This window comes from Burkholderia oklahomensis C6786 (assembly GCF_000959365.1).
Lineage (GTDB): Bacteria > Pseudomonadota > Gammaproteobacteria > Burkholderiales > Burkholderiaceae > Burkholderia > Burkholderia oklahomensis.
Genome location: NZ_CP009555.1, coordinates 938667 through 954129, shown reverse-complemented (window position 1 = coordinate 954129; position 15463 = coordinate 938667). Strand labels below are relative to the sequence as shown.

General features: G+C 62.0%; 13 protein-coding genes, 1 tRNA gene and 2 pseudogenes. 5 read left to right on the top strand and 11 right to left on the bottom strand.

Going from position 1 to position 15463, the window contains the following annotated elements:
- Positions 1 to 90 precede the first annotated feature (90 nt).
- Positions 91 to 1065 (top strand): LysR family transcriptional regulator, encoded by a 975-nt coding sequence (locus BG90_RS04270; protein WP_010101851.1) that lies wholly within the window; start codon positions 91 to 93, stop codon positions 1063 to 1065.
- 92 nt (positions 1066 to 1157) lie between these two features.
- On the opposite strand, the gene atsR is transcribed toward BG90_RS04270, so the two are convergent.
- The 3 genes from atsR to BG90_RS04255 are packed head-to-tail and all read right to left on the bottom strand — an operon-like array spanning position 1158 to position 4363.
- Entirely contained in the window at positions 1158 to 2966 is a 1809-nt protein-coding gene (gene atsR, locus BG90_RS04265; protein ID WP_010114159.1) for a hybrid sensor histidine kinase/response regulator AtsR, read from the bottom strand.
- Positions 2963 to 3463 (bottom strand): putative pterin-binding protein, encoded by a 501-nt coding sequence (locus tag BG90_RS04260; RefSeq protein ID WP_025989673.1) that lies wholly within the window; start codon positions 3461 to 3463, stop codon positions 2963 to 2965. The genes atsR and BG90_RS04260 overlap by 4 nt, the downstream gene beginning before the upstream one ends.
- A gap of 24 nt (positions 3464 to 3487) precedes the next feature.
- On the bottom strand, positions 3488 to 4363 hold the full coding sequence (locus tag BG90_RS04255; protein WP_010114162.1) for a helix-turn-helix domain-containing protein: 876 nt from the start codon (positions 4361 to 4363) through the stop codon (positions 3488 to 3490).
- A gap of 357 nt (positions 4364 to 4720) precedes the next feature.
- Here BG90_RS04255 and BG90_RS04250 point away from each other — a divergent pair, with 357 nt between their 5' ends.
- Complete coding sequence (locus BG90_RS04250) at positions 4721 to 5308, top strand: tetratricopeptide repeat protein (protein WP_025989674.1); 588 nt, start codon at positions 4721 to 4723, stop codon at positions 5306 to 5308.
- A 122-nt stretch (positions 5309 to 5430) separates the two neighbouring features.
- Positions 5431 to 6261, top strand: coding sequence for a hypothetical protein (locus BG90_RS04245; protein WP_010114167.1), 831 nt, complete (start codon positions 5431 to 5433; stop codon positions 6259 to 6261).
- Positions 6262 to 6819: 558 nt separating this feature from the next.
- Here BG90_RS04245 and BG90_RS37185 read toward each other — a convergent pair.
- Positions 6820 to 7047 (bottom strand): hypothetical protein, encoded by a 228-nt coding sequence (locus tag BG90_RS37185; RefSeq protein WP_232355053.1) that lies wholly within the window; start codon positions 7045 to 7047, stop codon positions 6820 to 6822.
- Positions 7048 to 8012: 965 nt separating this feature from the next.
- Positions 8013 to 9155 carry a trypsin-like serine peptidase gene (locus BG90_RS04240; RefSeq protein ID WP_025989675.1) on the bottom strand — a complete coding sequence of 381 codons (1143 nt, stop codon included), beginning with the start codon at positions 9153 to 9155 and terminating at the stop codon, positions 8013 to 8015.
- A 460-nt stretch (positions 9156 to 9615) separates the two neighbouring features.
- Here BG90_RS04240 and BG90_RS38025 point away from each other — a divergent pair.
- A pseudogene (locus BG90_RS38025) lies at positions 9616 to 9678 on the top strand (site-specific DNA-methyltransferase); the annotation flags it as partial.
- Between the two features lie 421 nt (positions 9679 to 10099).
- On the opposite strand, the gene BG90_RS34655 reads toward BG90_RS38025, so the two are convergent.
- Genes BG90_RS34655 through BG90_RS36950 form a run of 3 tightly spaced genes read right to left on the bottom strand, consistent with a single transcriptional unit; the run spans position 10100 to position 10840 of the window.
- A complete protein-coding gene (locus tag BG90_RS34655; RefSeq protein ID WP_124072305.1) occupies positions 10100 to 10402 on the bottom strand; it encodes a DUF7689 domain-containing protein in 303 nt (100 codons plus the stop codon).
- 15 nt (positions 10403 to 10417) lie between these two features.
- The gene (locus BG90_RS36080) at positions 10418 to 10555 is read right to left on the bottom strand and encodes a hypothetical protein (RefSeq protein WP_157135604.1); all 138 of its coding nucleotides are present in this window, start codon (positions 10553 to 10555) and stop codon (positions 10418 to 10420) included.
- A gap of 12 nt (positions 10556 to 10567) precedes the next feature.
- Positions 10568 to 10840 (bottom strand): hypothetical protein, encoded by a 273-nt coding sequence (locus BG90_RS36950; protein ID WP_010114169.1) that lies wholly within the window; start codon positions 10838 to 10840, stop codon positions 10568 to 10570.
- Here BG90_RS36950 and BG90_RS37175 point away from each other — a divergent pair.
- Positions 10778 to 11008, top strand: a pseudogene (locus BG90_RS37175) (hypothetical protein); the annotation flags it as partial. The gene BG90_RS36950 and the pseudogene BG90_RS37175 overlap by 63 nt on opposite strands.
- Positions 11009 to 11728: 720 nt before the next feature.
- On the opposite strand, the gene BG90_RS04220 reads toward BG90_RS37175, so the two are convergent.
- From BG90_RS04220 to BG90_RS04210, 3 genes are all read right to left on the bottom strand, one after another.
- A tRNA-Met gene (locus BG90_RS04220) sits at positions 11729 to 11805 on the bottom strand.
- 201 nt (positions 11806 to 12006) lie between these two features.
- A complete protein-coding gene (locus BG90_RS04215; RefSeq protein WP_010101863.1) occupies positions 12007 to 13665 on the bottom strand; it encodes an MFS transporter in 1659 nt (552 codons plus the stop codon).
- 215 nt (positions 13666 to 13880) lie between these two features.
- Complete coding sequence (locus BG90_RS04210; protein ID WP_010114175.1) at positions 13881 to 15440, bottom strand: sensor histidine kinase N-terminal domain-containing protein; 1560 nt, start codon at positions 15438 to 15440, stop codon at positions 13881 to 13883.
- Positions 15441 to 15463: the final 23 nt, after the last annotated feature.

Below are 15463 nucleotides of genomic sequence, written 5' to 3'. Positions count from 1 at the left end.
ATTCGGCGAATGCGAATAGTCGCGAAGCGGCTTGAATCGGAGCTGTCGCGTGCTCTATTCTGCCCCGTTGACGATTCGAAGGGGGATAGCATGGACCGCATCCAGGCAATGGAAGTCTTCACCCGCGTGGTCGATGCGAACAGCTTCACGCGGGCCGCCGAGACGCTCGGGATGCCGCGTGCGTCGGTGACGACGATCATCCAGAATCTCGAGGCGCTGCTCGGCGTGCGCCTGATGCATCGGACGACGCGTCGGCTGTCGCTGACGCCGGAAGGCGCCGCGTACTACGAGCACTGCATCAAGATCATCACCGAGATCGCGGAGACGGACGCGAGCTTTCAGGTCGGCAACCGCAAGCCGAGCGGCGCGCTGCGCGTGCACATGCCGAGCTCGCTCGGGCGGCGGCTCGTGATTCCCGCGCTGCCGATCTTCCATCAGCGCTACCCGGACATCGTGCTCGATCTGGGGCTGTCCGATCGTCCGGTGGATCCGGTCGAAGAGGGGATCGACTGCATGATTCGCATCGGGCCGCTCGAAGATTCGTCGATGGTCGCGCGCCGGATCGGGATGCTCAAGCGCGTCACCTGCGCGTCGCCCGACTACCTGAAGCGCTTCGGCGAGCCGCGGGAGATCGCGGAGCTGGCTGAGCATCACGCGGTGAATTTCCGCGCGAGCCATGGTTCGCGGCCGGTGCCGTGGGTGTTCGTGATCGACGGCAAGCCGGTCGAGGTCAGGCTGAACGGCGTCGTGACCGTCAACGATTCGGATGCCTACGTGACGTGCGGCGTCGAAGGCTTCGGCATGATCCAGCCGACGCTCTTCATGGTGCTGCCGCACCTGCTCGACGGGTCGCTGCGGGAAGTGCTGCCGGGCTTCAATCCGAAGCCCAAGCCGATTTCGATCGTCTATCCGAACAACCGGCATCTGTCCGCGAAGGTCCGCGTGTTCGCCGACTGGATCGCGGAGTTGTTCGACTCGACGCCCGCGCTCGAAGGCGGCGAAGACTGGCGCGGCGGCGTCGCGGCGCGCGAGCGGAAGGCGAGCCGCGGGCAGGTCGCGGCGTAGCGGTTGCGTCGAGCGCGTTCGCGTGCGCCGTCGAATGCACGCCGAAGCAACGGCGCGCTGCGCAACGGCCGCGTGCACGTGAAACGCCGCGATCATTTGAGGAGCCGGCCGACGACGCTGCTGAGCGTGTCCAGATGAATCGGCTTGGGGATGAATTCGTCGAAGATCGTCCGATCCCCTTTGAGAATGGCCGATTCGTACGCGCTCACGCCGAGTATCGCGGTCTTCCTGCGGGCGTCGGGCGGAGTTGCCGAGCGAATCCGTTCGGCAACGTCGAAGCCGCTCAAATCGGGCAATTCCAGATCCAGCACGACGATGTCGTGCCGCCGTTCTCTGAAGCGCGTCACGCCGTCCTTGCCGGTATCGCACAGATCCACCTGAATGCCCAGGGCCGTCAGCATCGAGCCCAACGTTTCGCGCGCGTTCTCGTTGTCGTCGACGACGAGCGCATGCAGATCGTGATGCGGCGTCTGCCATGACGGCTCCGTCGCGTCGCCGAGCGCGTCGGCGCGGCCGGGCGGCTCGACCGGGAACGTGACGACGAACTCGCTTCCTTCGCCGACGACGCTTCGAACGTCGATGCGGCCGCGCAGCGTGGTGACGAGCTCCTGCACGACGGCGAGCCCCATGCCGATGCCGTCGACATGACGGATGCCCGGATCGTTTGCCCGAAAGAAAGGCTCGAAGATTTTCGATAGCAGATTCTTTGCGATGCCGACGCCGGTGTCGCGGACGGCGATTCTCATCTCCCGGTTGACCGGCGTGCCTGTCAGGTCCGCGGAAATCGCGATCGTCCCGCTGTTCGTGTATTTGATCGAGTTTTCGATCAGATTCGACACGATCTGCTGGATCAGCTTGCGATCGGATTTGACGACCAGGCCGACCGGCTCGACGCGAAGCGACGCTTTCAGATTCTTGTCGCCGATCTTGCCGCGGAGCGGATCGAGGGCTTCCGCGAGCAGCGGAGCGATCTCCACGGTTTCGGATTGGACGGATCGGTTCGTGGACCGAAGCTTGATGTAGTCGGTGAGTTCCTTCACCTGCGCTTCGAGCGATGCGGCCGAGTTCTGCAAGCGCTTGATCGTCTTCATGTTGGCTTCGGATTGCGGCCGCGCGAGCAGGACCTCGATGGACCCGCAGATCGCCTGCAAGGGCGTGCGCAATTCGTGGCTGACCATGCCGAGGAACGCGTTTTTGGCCGCGATCATCTCGAATGCGCGATCCGATGCCTTTCTTTCCGCGTCGAGCGCCGCCTGCTGCCGTTCGAGCAGACTGCCGCGCGTGCGTATCGTGTAGAACAGCAGCAGGAACAGCGCGCCGAGGATGACGCCCAGCACGCCGCCCAACATGACGATGGCCCGCCGCTTCTCCTTCAGCTGATGGAACGTGAAGTCGCGTTGCTCCATTTCGATCGCGCGAAAGTAATTCGCGAGCGCGTTCACCTTGGGCCAGTATTCGGCGACGTCGCGCAACATGCGCTTCGCGTCGTCGGGACGATCGCGCAGCGCCGGAACCTCGCGACGCAAGCTCGTCATGAAATGGCCCAGGTCCCCGATGTCGTCGTGCGCCTTGGGTATGCTCAGCCAGTATGCGGAGACCTCGGACGGCCGCTGCAGAAAGCCGAACGACGCTTCGAGGCTGTCGAGCTGAAGCAGCAGGTTGTCGAAGTCGCGATCCTGGCGGGTCGCATAGAGAATCAGTTGCCGATCGAACCGGCTGAACGAGTTTCGGTATTGCGCAGCAGTCCAGAATACGCCTTCGCGCGGGCCTTCCAGAATGCCTTCCTTGACCGAGGTCCCGAGCAGGTCGTACAACAGGAATGCCCACGCGGCGAAGCCCAGGATCCACAGGGATCCCAGGACGACGATGATTTTTTCATTTCTCCATCTGACCGGGCTCATTTCACCGTGAGTCCGATGATCTGCCATGCAAACTTCGCTTCGCTGATCGGGGTCTTCAGCTCATCCGGAAATTGGTCGCGCGGGTACATGATCCACAGCGGCCCGTAGTTGTTGTTGTCCAGCACCTTGCCGTTCATCGTGCGCGCGAGGATGACGCCGTATTTGTCGGCATCGGAAGCCGGGATCGTGAACGTGTACTCATCGATGCAATGGAATTCGATTTGCGTGCCGGTCGCGCCGACTGCCCTGAGTATGTCGCTCAGGCGCGGGCCGGTGAACGTGGCCTTCGGCGTCCAGCTGGTGGACGTGGTGATCGAATGCTGCGGCAAGGCCATCAGATCCTGCTCGGAAAAGACGTACGCATGCCGCGCCGTCTGGTTGGTGTGCTTGATGTTCCCGTCGACGGTGAACTTGAAGGGGGCCGCGTAAGCCGAAATCGCGGCGCCCAGCAGCAGCGACAGCACCAGGCTTTTCATCCAGTCCATGGAAACTCGCATTTCTTATCCTCGCAAAGTGATGGTTCAACTCGCATGTGCATTGAGCGGGTACGCAATCTTCAGCGCGCGCGCCACTTCGGCAAACAGGATCGGCAGCCTGACCGGCTTCTCTTCGCAGCGGGCGTTGAAGTTCGAAACGATGTCCGCGATTTCGTCTTCGCTCGCCTCGCCGGTCGAGATCTTCCCGGTCAAGAGGAAGATCGGCGCGTCGGCATTTTCGCTCGCGCGGATGCCGCGCACGAGGCCGGCGGCGGTTTCCGCGCCGAGCATCCAGTCCAGAATGTATCCGTCGAAGTCCTCGACTTCCAGTGCTTTGCGAAAGGATGCGCCGTCGTAATACGCGATCGCGGTGACGCCTTTTTCCGCGAAGTACTCGCATATCGTTTCGGCGACGTCGGGCGAGTCGTCGACAACCGCGATCCGCACTTCGTACGCGCAGCTTTCGCTCGATCGAAGCTCGATGACCTCGACTGGATAGGTACGGCCGGCGGGCGCGTGTTTCTTCTCATACACGATCCAGCCGTCCTGCCACTGGAGCGCGACGAAATTCGACTCGACCTGGCTGCTCGCCTTCGTCGAAATTGCTGCGCGACAGCGGAAGCGCCTCGTCTCGATGACGAGCGTCGCGTCGTGCATTTCGGCGATTGTGCTCGATTGGACGCCCTTGTCGTCGAGCAGGATCGCGGGCGGCACGCCGAAGTAGGAGGCGATGTCCTGAAGCTGCGACAAATTCCACGGAATTTGTCCTTTCATCTTGCGCGTGACGACGGAAAAACTCAGGCCCAGGACGTTGGCGATCGTCGTGTTGTGGCTACGCGGCGGAATGCCCGTCCGAGTGAGGAGATCTCGAACTTTGGTCGCGGTGATCAGGTCGGCGTTGGCCGGATCGGGGTAGGTCATCTCGATGCGCTCCTCGCTGGATTTTTGGGTGGAAGAATAGCAAATATGACGTGATACGCAAACTTGTTTAATCTCAATTGGCTTGACATGCCAATTTTCTGCATTATTATGACGTTTTGCGTCACCATTGTTTGCCGCGTCATGTTCGGCGGCGGATGATGTCCGGCGATGCAGGTCTTCGGTGCGAGAGAAAAACGAATGCACCGGGCCGAGGGATTCGACAAGAGGAACCTGAGAGAGGCCGTAGGCAGTGGCGTCCGATGACGGCGGTGTTGCTCCCGCTCGTCGGGCGTATGGCTTGGTGCGGGTTCGAGCGATTCTAATTTGCAGTCCAAATAAAACCCGGGGTCACGCCAAATGCACTGCCGTTTGCTCGCATCGTCGCTGCTGCTATTGCTGACCGCGTGCGCACAGAATCCGTCCGCGAGCGACATGGTACGGATATGCGACGACCGCGGCTGTTCCGATCGACCGAAAAATCAGGTCTCCTATGAATCGAAGAACGATGGTGCGGACCAGGAAGACCCGCGGATCGCGACGCTGAAGGAGCGCGCGACGACGGAGCCGAAGGCGGCCTACGACCTGGGCCTGCGCTATTTCCGCGGCGACGGCGTCCGGCAGGACAGCTATCAGGCGCTCGCATGGATGCGCAAAGCCGCGGAGCGCGGCAATCTGCAGGCGCAGAAGGCGCTCGGCGCCTTTTATCTGTTCGGCCTCGAAGAGATGGGCTCGGACCCGCGCGAGGCCGACAGGTGGCTGTCGATTGCCGCGAGCCGCGGCGACAAGGAATCGCAAAAGCTGCTCGAGCAGGCGCGGGCCGCGAAGCAAGCAGACGAAGACGACTACAAGTGGCGCACGCAATGGCGTGACGTTTACTACGGCTACTGGTATTCGGGCTATCCGTATCTCGGCGTCTGGCGTCAGTCGGACTGGTACGGGTATTGACCGGGTGCCGGCGCAACGGGGCGATCGCAGGAGACCAACTCATCGCACGTCTTGCCGGGGGGGCTTATCGGGGTTCGCACCGACGCATAAGCCGAACATAGACTAACTATATCGATAACGACATGAAGACCCTCTTCTCCAACCCACTCATTCTCAAGGCCGCGAGCGTTGCGGGGCTGGCCGCTTCCCTTGCCGCGTGCGGCGGTATCGTTTCGCCCGGCGGACAGAACGCGGGCGTGACGGGCGCGGCGGGCGGCGCGGTGAGCGCCGGCGCCGATCCGACGCTGCAGCGCTGCAGCGCGCCGCTCGGCACGATCGCGGTGGACGACGGCCGCAATGCGGACTGGTGGGGGCCATTCGGCAGTGCGACCAAGGTGACGAGTATCGATCCTTTGCTGCGTCTCGCGGTGCAGCAGTCGAACTGCTTCGTCATTACGTCGATCGGCAATCAGAAGAGCGATGCGCGCCTGATGCGGATCACCGACATGCAGCGCAATTCGGGTGAATACCGCGCCGGTTCGAAGCAGCACAAAGGACAGCGCGTTGCGGCCGACTACTACATGGAGCCGCAGATCGTGATCAACGATTCGCCGATCGGCGGCGTCGGCAGCATGATCGGCGGCCTGATTGGCAACAGCGCGGTGGCGATGTTGGCGGGCAGCGTGAAGACGAAGGCGTCGGTCGTGACGCTGACGCTGTTCGACGTGCGCTCGGCGGTGCAGATCGCTGCGGCGGAGGGGAGCTCGACGGCGACCAATTACGGCGCGATGCTTGCCGGCTTCGGCGGAAACGTCGGCGGTGGCTTGGGCGGCTTTTCGACGACGCCGGAAGGCAAGGCGACCGTGGTTGCGTTCATCGATGCATGGAACAAGCTGGTCGTCGCGGTGCGTAATTACAAGGTGCAGGATGTGAAGGGCGGGCTCGGGCGCGGCGGGCAATTGCAGGTCAATTGATGCGTGGATGGGCGCGACGCTGCTGCGCTGCCTTCGGGCGAGGGCGGGTGGCGGTTCGCGAAGTCTTTCGTCTTCGATCGGGGTGATGCAGTTGTCGGCCGTTACGTCGATTGTGGCATGGCGCGATCGAAGTCGAAGATGGGGCTGGCGTCGCAAGCCGTGGGTTCGGTGCGGGGACCGAGATTCCGGCTTGGCAGAGATTCCGAGTTCATGGCGAACGCGGGTTTCTCGCCTGTCAAGGGCGACTCTGAAACCGAAGCGAAGGCGATAAGCGCTTCGATCGATGCCGGTAGATGTGTGGGGGCCTTGTGCGCGGGAAGGCCGCGCCAAGTGGCTGGCTGGGTAGTGAAGAGAAAAGCCCCTGGCAATCGGTTGATTGCCAGGGGCTTTGGGTTTTGGTGGAGAAACAGGGACTCGAATCCGGACCTGCGGATTATGATGGCCGGCCTCTAACACCCCATAAAGTCTTGTCATGTAGGGGCTTGAGCGCGCATCTCGTCCAATATGTTCAGTCAGTTCGTCCGTGTTCGATGCAGTTCCGGCGGGGTTCGCGGCGTTTCATTGGATGGCGGTTTGCTGCCGATTGGACTCGATCGCGCGTCGCCAACGGCACTTCACATGGATTTCAGTTGCCGTAACGGAATCACGGCCGCACAGAACCTGAACACGTTCGAGCGGGACGCCGGCAAGCCACATGTCGGTTGCTCCTTTCGTCTTCATGTCACGAGGCCCGAAGAATTCGAACGGCTGGAATCCTCTTGCTTCGCGGGCGCGGTTGACCTTCATGATGTAACGATGGAGCATCGATTTCAGGCCGGAGTACGCGCAGGGTTCGGCATTGCGCGTTCTAATCCAGTTTCTTCCCGGCCCCGGCGTCGGTCCGGTCCCTTTCGGATTGGCGAGAATTACGTCGATCTCGGGGGGGCTGCGATGTCGACGACGGTCCCGGTCTTGCCTGGGTCATCGCGAATCACGCGTCGCACGGATCCGTCAGATTCGAGCTTATGGACGATGTTTGACGGTCCCAATGGATAATGTCCCGTGGCCGTTGCCCGGTTCGATATGTGAGGCCGAGAAGCCTGCGAATCCGAGACGCGGCGATTGCCCATGCGGCGTGATATTCCTCGTGCTCGACGCACCGTTCGCGCTTGGTCTCCTTGTTCCGCTTGACTCCACGGCACGGATTGAACCCGACGCTGCCTTCCCGGTTCGAATGAGCGATGTGAAGCACGTCGCCAGGCGCGCCCTCTCGCGATTGCCTTGCGCGGGCCGACCGTTTTTCGCACGAAGGTCGAGGTACGCGCCCACATGCTTGGGCCCCACGCTCGCGGGGGCATGTGCTCGAAGTACACCTTCAAAGGTGCGACGTCCCGCTTGCAGTGCTCGTACGTGTGAAGCTTCAAATAGCCGAGCAGCGCCCGCGTCTCGCAATGCGCGACGAACTCGTCGAGGCAGTACGCCATCGTGCCGTACGTCGAGTCCGGGGCGTTGTAGAGGTTGCCCTTCTGTTTCGCTTCGGCAAGGTCGGCACCGAGGCGTTTCCAACGATGCGCGCAGCATACGCGGTGCGCACATTTTTCATTTCCGCAAGTCGATGACGATTCGATCGACCGTCGGGCAGTTCGTCGTGTCGGACTGTTTTTCTGATGCTGAGCAGTTGAGAGGATGCGCCGCGGAAAGCGTCTGACCTGCCGTGCCCCATCGGTACGGCGAGCGCGACGCCATGCACGGCGCACTCCGTTAGATGGCCGTCAACAAGCTGCCGGCGTGCTGCCGCATACGGTGTTCACAAGCGTCACGATGTTGCCGCTCGTGAACGGGGACGCACCTTGCTGTTTCACCGCAGTATCCGTATAGCCCCAGCTCGTCACGCCGACCACGGTGTTGTGTGCGGCCGCATTGCCGAAAGTCGTGCCGTTGAGCGCCGGCGGCATGCCGAGATTGACGAGCCACGGGCCGCCGCTCGATCCTCCGGTCATCAGCGATCCGATGATCGTGTTGTTCGAGTAGCTGGATGACACGAAACCTTGCGATTCGTTGCGCTCCATGTAGAGGCCGTTATCCAGTGCCACGGGGTAACCGAGCTGGTCGATCAAAGCGAGTCCTGACGGATTGTAGCTATAGCCGTTCCATCCATAGCCATACCATCCGGTGCGATTGCCCGCGTACGATCCTCCCTGCGGAATCAGCACGATCACAGCCACGTCGTCTTGGCAGACGACGCCGGCAACGGCGCATGAGTCGGTGCCGTCGTAGTAGGACGTCATGATGGTGGCGGATGCCGCGTTCCATACGCCATAGGGGGCGGTTCCGTTGCTATAGTCGGGAACGAATACCCAGTTCGAGTAAAACTGTCGTTGGCCGAAATTGGCTACGCAGTGCGCCGCAGTGACGACCACTCCCGGTTTGATGAGGGAGGCGGAGCACACATAGGATGAGGAACCGATGTTGAAAAACAGCCGGCCGGTTGGACGGAACGGGTAGTAATACTGGGTATTGTCTCCGTATGCGTTCACTTGGCTGGTGGTGTACGGCTGATTGGACGATCCGTACTCTTGCGGTTCGATCCCGCTCTGATTCAAGTTTGCGGGAGCTACCAGTTGCACCGGCTGCTGCTTGCCGTCTCCAGCGCCGCCTCGCGCGTAACCAGGCGTCCCGAGAGCCGGCTTGGCGTTGTACATCAGCGAGTCCAATATCGTGGGCGGCGCTAGGATCGGTTTCGGCAGCGGCATCGGCAGAGCGTTCTTGAAATCGATCCCAGCAACTTGTAGACCGCGTTCCGGTAACGTGATTTGCGTCACGCCTCCTTGCGTTTTGATTAGCTGGGCAACGGCGCTGGTCGCGATCAGCGAACTCAACGCGGCAAATGTGATTTTTTTGATCAATTGGTTCATTTGAATCTCCTGGTGCATATTTTGAGTGATTTTCTGAGATTCGAAATTTCCGCCGAATTTTAAAGCGCCCCTCAGTTTGCATGAAAATTATGCTGGACGAATTAAACGCTTTTCGAGGTTGTCGTATGGGTGGCGATCCCAATGAGCTCTCTTTGTTGTTCTTGGTTAATCGAGTCGATGATGCGGCGGGTTATTTTTAATTTGGTATTTAATATTTTGCGCCGGATTGGGGTGATATGGTGTTAATTGGAATTGGTTTTTTAAGTGATGGCCATATTGTGGGGGGTAATGGCGTCAGTACGATTCGTGTTTTGTCTCGGTGAAAGGAAGTGTAGATCGACTTTTCATTTTATTTTCGATTTGTAATATTATATTTTTTCATGAGGATTATTATTTTTTGTAATTAGAATCCGATTTGCGCGGCTGTCAAATTCCCTGCGAGAAATGGTAGGGCCGGCACCCAGCGCTCACGGATGTCGGGCGGGCGGCCGGCTTGATCCTGCGTGGGATCGCAGTATGGGACTAGACGCACGGCCGTGTGCGGCCACGATGCGGAGGCATCGTGCAGTAAGCCAAATTCTTCATGTGCGCGAGCTGCGAGCCGCGGTGCGACCGCGACGTATATCAGATGCCCCTAACATCGCCGTCGGGGCGCTTTGCACTGGCGCCATTGTCCGACTGCTTGAGTCAAGGGCTTTGCGCCGAAAGACTTATGCGATGTTCCTATTGCGGAGATGCAGCGGTATTTCGTGTGTTACCGAAATGACTTGGTGTTGGAGTTGGTTTACCGAAAAACCAACCGTTAAGTATGAGGCGGCTGCGGTCGAGACGATTTTTACAGAGCGTGATGTTGTAATGTGTGGCAGCAGTGAAATTTAGCGGCTAAATTCATGGGTCATGCGCCAGCGTCGAAATGGTCGCATATGCGACACCCGCTGGCCGCTTCATCCGCCGTTGGTTTTGCGGCGGCGTAGAAAGACTTGGGATTTCCCGGAAAGTTGTCCGTCTACATCCGTCGGCTGACCGTGTCGAATATCGTATTGAGGCCCGAGCTTGCTGGTCCAGCAACCGTCGTCTAGCTGCCTTGCCATGTGCTTAGTCCTGCTGCCATCTGCATAGATGACCACCTTTTCGTAGCCGTCTTCCAGCGCAGGTGATTCACAGCGTTCGTAGCCAAGCCCCTCAAAAGCTCTGACGAAGTTGTCGATAGAGTCATCAAGAGGCAAGCCATCGGGCCAATAGTTCATGCCGTCTGGCCACCATCAATTGCCTTGATCGCCAGCAGCCCGCGCAATGCAGTTGTAGTCGTCAGTTCTTGGGTTCGTAATCTTGAATGTATCGTGAGCCAAGCTAGGGAATAATCCCTTAACAAAACGATGCTCGTCGTCGGAAAAAGTCATGGCGCTTTCGTGTTAGATGATTTGTTGTTCCTTCGCCCAATTAACCCAAGCTTCAGCTATTTGTTTGGTTTTCCCGCGTAGCTCTTTCGGTACTGGGTCCCGTCGCGCGATCATTCGGAGCGCCCAGAACCATTGACCGCCATTTTTCTCAAGCTCGCGGATGATCAGCGGCAACGCCGCAGGCCCAAGACCGATGATCTGCTGGTAAGCATCGTTTAGAACGATGTCTACGATAACGCGCTGGCTGAAACGATCAACGGCCTGTACAAGACGGAACTGATTCATCGGCGCGCCCCGTGGAAAACGAGGGAATCCGTCGAACTGGCAACGCTCGAATGGGTGCGCGGCGTCGCGAATTCCGCCAGCAACCGCCGGAAACTGTCTGACGCCGCGGGCCGCCAGGTATGCTCAAACGTCGGCAGTTCCTCGACCTGCTCGCGCAGGTCGGTGTAGTCCTCGCCTGCGTGCGCGTGCTTCAGCTGTTCCATTTCCTGCCGGAGCAGGGCGAGGTGGGCTGCGGTGTCATAGCCCTCGTCCGCCAGGCGCTGGCGAGCATCGGCCAGAACTTCCTCGTCGGGTTCGCCTTCGGCGGTTGGAATGTCCTTCGCAAGCAGCGCGACGCGGTACTCCCGTTCTCTGGCGAGGGCGTGCGCGCGATACTGCTCGAGCAGCCCGGCACCTGGACATCGGCCAGCGGGGAGCAGCCAGCGGGGCAGGCGGTCGGGCGGTAGGGGTGAGTTCGTCGTCGCTCGCGGGACGCAGACCATGCGGCAGCCAGTGCTCTCTGACCGCGTCGGCCGCGTCCCGCGCCGGGGCGATGAGGCGTTCGAATTCGAGGGCGGCATCGGCAGGCGCGTGATGGCCTCGTTGAGACGCGGCGTTTCCAGGCTCAGCCAGATTTCGGTCTTTTCGAAAAAGGCACGCAGCTTGAGCGGCACCTTGCGGCGAAAGTAGTAACTGGTCGAGTCGGCGCGGGTGGTCAGGTAGGGGTGTTTCACGGGGTGCTCTCCACAGAAGGTAACGGTGGCGTGTAGCACCCGCGGCCGGAGAACCGCCCCGCATCTAAAACGTTCGCGCGCTTTAGACGCCCAACACGCCTGTTCGGGCGCATTACCGGCGTTTTAACGCAAAAAAGCCGCTGTCCTTGCGGAACAGCGGCTTTTTTGATGAAGCTGGTGGCGAATCAGGGACTCGAACCCCGGACCTGCGGATTATGATTCCGTCGCTCTAACCGACTGAGCTAATTCGCCAGGAGAAGGCGAATTATGGAGATCGGTGCGGGGGGTGTCAAGCCCTTTTTGTCGATTTCTTCAAAAAGGGCGGGGCGGCATCGCGAGAACGTCATCCTTGACCGTTCCGCGAACCGGGCAGTCTGCCTGCCGACCACCGACCACCGACCACCGACCACCGACCACCGTCCGCCCGCCGCCCGCCGCCCGCGACACGCCCCATCAATCCTGCGCGTAGATATTCGAATCCTTGGTTTCCTTCACGAACAGCAGCCCGATGACGAACGTGGCGAGCGCGATCACGATCGGATACCACAGCCCCGAATAGATGTCGCCCCTCGCCGCGACGATCGCGAACGCGGTCGCCGGCAGGAAGCCGCCAAACCAGCCGTTGCCGATGTGATACGGCAGCGACATCGACGTATAGCGGATCCGCGTCGGGAACATCTCGACCAGCATCGCGGCGATCGGACCGTAGACCATCGTCACGTAGATCACGAGGATCGTCAGGATCGCGATCGTCATCGGCCAGTTGAGCTGCGCCGGATCGGCCTTCGCCGGGTAGCCCGCGGACTTCAGCGTCGCGGCGAGCGTCTTGTCGAACGTCGCGCCCTTCGCCTTCGCGTCGGCGGCCTTGCCGTCATACGACTCGATCACGGTGTCGCCGACCTTGACCTGCGCGGTCGTTCCCGCGGGCGCCGCGACATTCTCGTAGTTGAGGCCTGCTTTCGCCAGCGCGCTCTTCGCGATGTCGCAGGAGTCCGTGAACTTCGACGTGCCGACCGGGTTGAACTGGAACGAGCAGGTCGACGGATCGGCCACGACGGTGATCGGCGCCTTCTGCGTCGCCACTTCGAGCGCCGGGTTCGCGAAGTGCGTGAGCGCCTTGAACAGCGGGAAGTAGGTGAGCGCGGCGATCAGGCAGCCGGCGAGGATGATCGGCTTGCGGCCGATCTTGTCCGACAGCGAGCCGAAGAACACGAAGAACGGCGTGCCGATCAGGAGCGCGATCGCGATCAGGATGTTCGCGCTCGCGCCATCGACCTTCAGCGTCTGCGTGAGGAAGAACAGCGCGTAGAACTGGCCCGTGTACCAGACGACCGCCTGGCCGGCCGTCAGGCCGACGAGCGCGAGGATCACGAGCTTCAGGTTCTTCCACTGGCCGAACGCTTCGGTGAGCGGCGCCTTCGAGGTCTTGCCTTCGGCCTTGATGCGCAGGAACACCGGCGATTCGTTCAACTGCAGCCGGATCCACACCGACACCGCGAGCAGCAGGATCGACGCGACGAACGGCACCCGCCAGCCCCACGTGCCGAACGCCTCCTCGCCGATGAAGGTCCGCACGCCGAGAATCACGAGCAGCGACAGGAACAGCCCGAGCGTGGCGGTCGTCTGGATCCAGGCGGTGTAGAAGCCGCGCCGGTGCGCGGGTGCGTGCTCGGCGACGTAGGTCGCGGCGCCGCCGTACTCTCCGCCGAGCGCGAGGCCCTGCAGCAGCCGCATCCCGATGAAGATCACCGGCGCGGCGATGCCGATCGTCGCATAGCCTGGCAGGAAGCCGACCACGAACGTCGAGATCCCCATGATGACGATCGTGATGAGGAACGTGTGCTTGCGGCCGACGAGGTCGCCGAGGCGGCCGAATACGATTGCGCCGAACGGCCGGACGGCGAAGCCCGCCGCGAAGCCGAGCAGCGTGAAGATGAACGCCGCGGTCGGATTGACGCCCGAGAAGAAGCTCTTGCTGATGTAGGCCGCGAGCGAACCGGCCAGATAGAAGTCGTACCACTCGAACACGGTGCCGAGCGACGATGCGAAGATCACGCGCTTTTCGTCGCCTGTCATCGGCGCGTGCGCAATTTGTCCGCCTACCGTTGCCATGAATGTCTCCAATTTTGATATAGGGGCGCGCCCACTCGGGCGGCTCCGTGTCGATTATTGGAGGGCAAACTTACGGCGCACTGACTCGGCGAGTCAAAATGGCGAAACGGCAATTTTCTTTATATGTTGCGCTTTGCGCGCCATCTTCTTCTATTTTGACGTCAATGCTTGTTTTCGTGATTTTTTGCGAGGCGCGCGAAGCGGCGCCTTAAGGGTTATTCCGGGGCCGCTTGCCGTAAGCCGAGGCTCACGCGCACGAGCGTGCCCGCGAGGCGCGGCGACGTCTGATACACGTTGTCGTCGATCGTCAGCGTGCCGCCGTGCTGCGCGACGATCTCGCGGACGATCGCAAGGCCGAGCCCGCTGCCGTCGCCCTCGCGGCCGAGGATCCGATAGAAGCGCTCGACGACGCGTTCTCGCTCGTTCGCCGGAATGCCCGGGCCCGTGTCCTCGACTTCGAGATGCACGACGCCCGCCGCTCGGTCGGCGCGTACGCGCACGGTGATGCGCCCGCCCGTCGGCGTGTAGCGGATCGCGTTGTCGATCAGGTTGCCGAGCATCTCGCGCAGCATCACCGGGTGGCCGTCGATGCGAAGCGGCCCGGCGTCGTCGTCCGGGCCTTCGTAGCCGAGGTCCATCTGCTTCGCGAGCGCGGCCTGCACCCAGTCGCGCACGGCCTGCCGCGCGAGCGGCGCGATTTCGACGGGCTCGAACATGAGCCCCGTCGCGCGGTTTTCCGCGCGCGCGAGCGCGAGCAACTGCGTGACGAGCCGCGCGGCCTGCTCGGAACTCGTCGCGATCTGTTCGAGCGAACGCGCGACTTCGTCCGGCACGTCGTGGCGCAGCGCGAATTCGGCCTGCGTGCGCAATCCGGCGAGCGGGGTCTTCATCTGGTGCGCGGCGTCGGCGATGAAGCGCTTTTGCAGCGTGATGTTCTGTTCGAGGCGCGCGAGCAGGTCGTTGAACGACGTGACGAGCGGCTCGATCTCGGGCGGCGCGCGCTGCGCCTCGACGGGCGACAGGTCGTCCGGGCGCCGGCCGCGGATGTGCGCCTGCAGCGCGGTGAGCGGCGCGAGCCCGCGCGACAGTCCGAACCAGACGAGCAGGATCGCAAGCGGCAGGATCACGAATTGCGGCAGGATCACGCCCTTGATGATGTCGTTCGCGAGCGCGTTGCGCTTGTCGAGCGTCTCGCCGACCTGCACGAGCACGGGCTGCGAGCCCGTCGCGCCCGGCAGCGCGACGGTCGTGTACGCGACGCGCACGTCGTCGCCGCGCAGCAGGTCGTCGCGGAACACGACGACACCGGGCGGCGGGCGGTCGTCGTCGCGCGGCAGCGGCAGGTCGGCTTCGCCCGCGACGAGCTCGCCGCGCGTGCCGAGCACCTGGAAGTACAGGCTGTCGACATTGTCGGCGCGCAGGAAGTCGAGCGTCGCCTGCGGCAGCCTCAGCTCGGCGACGCCGTTCACGGGCGTGATCTGCCGCGCGAGCACGTACGCATCGGTCTCGAGCGCGCGGTCGAACGGGCCGTTCGCGATCGTCTTCGCGACGAGGTAGGTGACGGCGATGCTCATCGGCCACAGCAGCAGGAGCGGCGCGAGCATCCAGTCGAGAATCTCGCCGAACAGCGAGCGGGGGCGGGGGCCTTCGGCGGCGTCGTCTTCGTCCGGCGGTGCGAACGGGTTTTCGTAGCGCGCGTCGCGCGCGGCGTCCGTATCGGTCGCGGCGGCGGCCGGACGGCGCGCCGTGTGCGCGGAATGGGCCGGCGTGGCCATCGGCCGCTCCTTCCTTGGGGGCG

Coding starts and splice junctions, on each gene's coding strand:
- BG90_RS04270 (WP_010101851.1), top strand. CDS start 91: ATGGACCGCATCCAGGCAATGGAAGTCTTCACCCGCGTGGTCGATGCG.
- atsR (WP_010114159.1), bottom strand. CDS start 2,966: ATGAGCCCGGTCAGATGGAGAAATGAAAAAATCATCGTCGTCCTGGGA.
- BG90_RS04260 (WP_025989673.1), bottom strand. CDS start 3,463: ATGCGAGTTTCCATGGACTGGATGAAAAGCCTGGTGCTGTCGCTGCTG.
- BG90_RS04255 (WP_010114162.1), bottom strand. CDS start 4,363: ATGACCTACCCCGATCCGGCCAACGCCGACCTGATCACCGCGACCAAA.
- BG90_RS04250 (WP_025989674.1), top strand. CDS start 4,721: ATGCACTGCCGTTTGCTCGCATCGTCGCTGCTGCTATTGCTGACCGCG.
- BG90_RS04245 (WP_010114167.1), top strand. CDS start 5,431: ATGAAGACCCTCTTCTCCAACCCACTCATTCTCAAGGCCGCGAGCGTT.
- BG90_RS37185 (WP_232355053.1), bottom strand. CDS start 7,047: ATGAAGGTCAACCGCGCCCGCGAAGCAAGAGGATTCCAGCCGTTCGAA.
- BG90_RS04240 (WP_025989675.1), bottom strand. CDS start 9,155: ATGAACCAATTGATCAAAAAAATCACATTTGCCGCGTTGAGTTCGCTG.
- BG90_RS34655 (WP_124072305.1), bottom strand. CDS start 10,402: ATGAACTATTGGCCCGATGGCTTGCCTCTTGATGACTCTATCGACAAC.
- BG90_RS36080 (WP_157135604.1), bottom strand. CDS start 10,555: ATGACTTTTTCCGACGACGAGCATCGTTTTGTTAAGGGATTATTCCCT.
- BG90_RS36950 (WP_010114169.1), bottom strand. CDS start 10,840: ATGAATCAGTTCCGTCTTGTACAGGCCGTTGATCGTTTCAGCCAGCGC.
- BG90_RS04215 (WP_010101863.1), bottom strand. CDS start 13,665: ATGGCAACGGTAGGCGGACAAATTGCGCACGCGCCGATGACAGGCGAC.
- BG90_RS04210 (WP_010114175.1), bottom strand. CDS start 15,440: ATGGCCACGCCGGCCCATTCCGCGCACACGGCGCGCCGTCCGGCCGCC.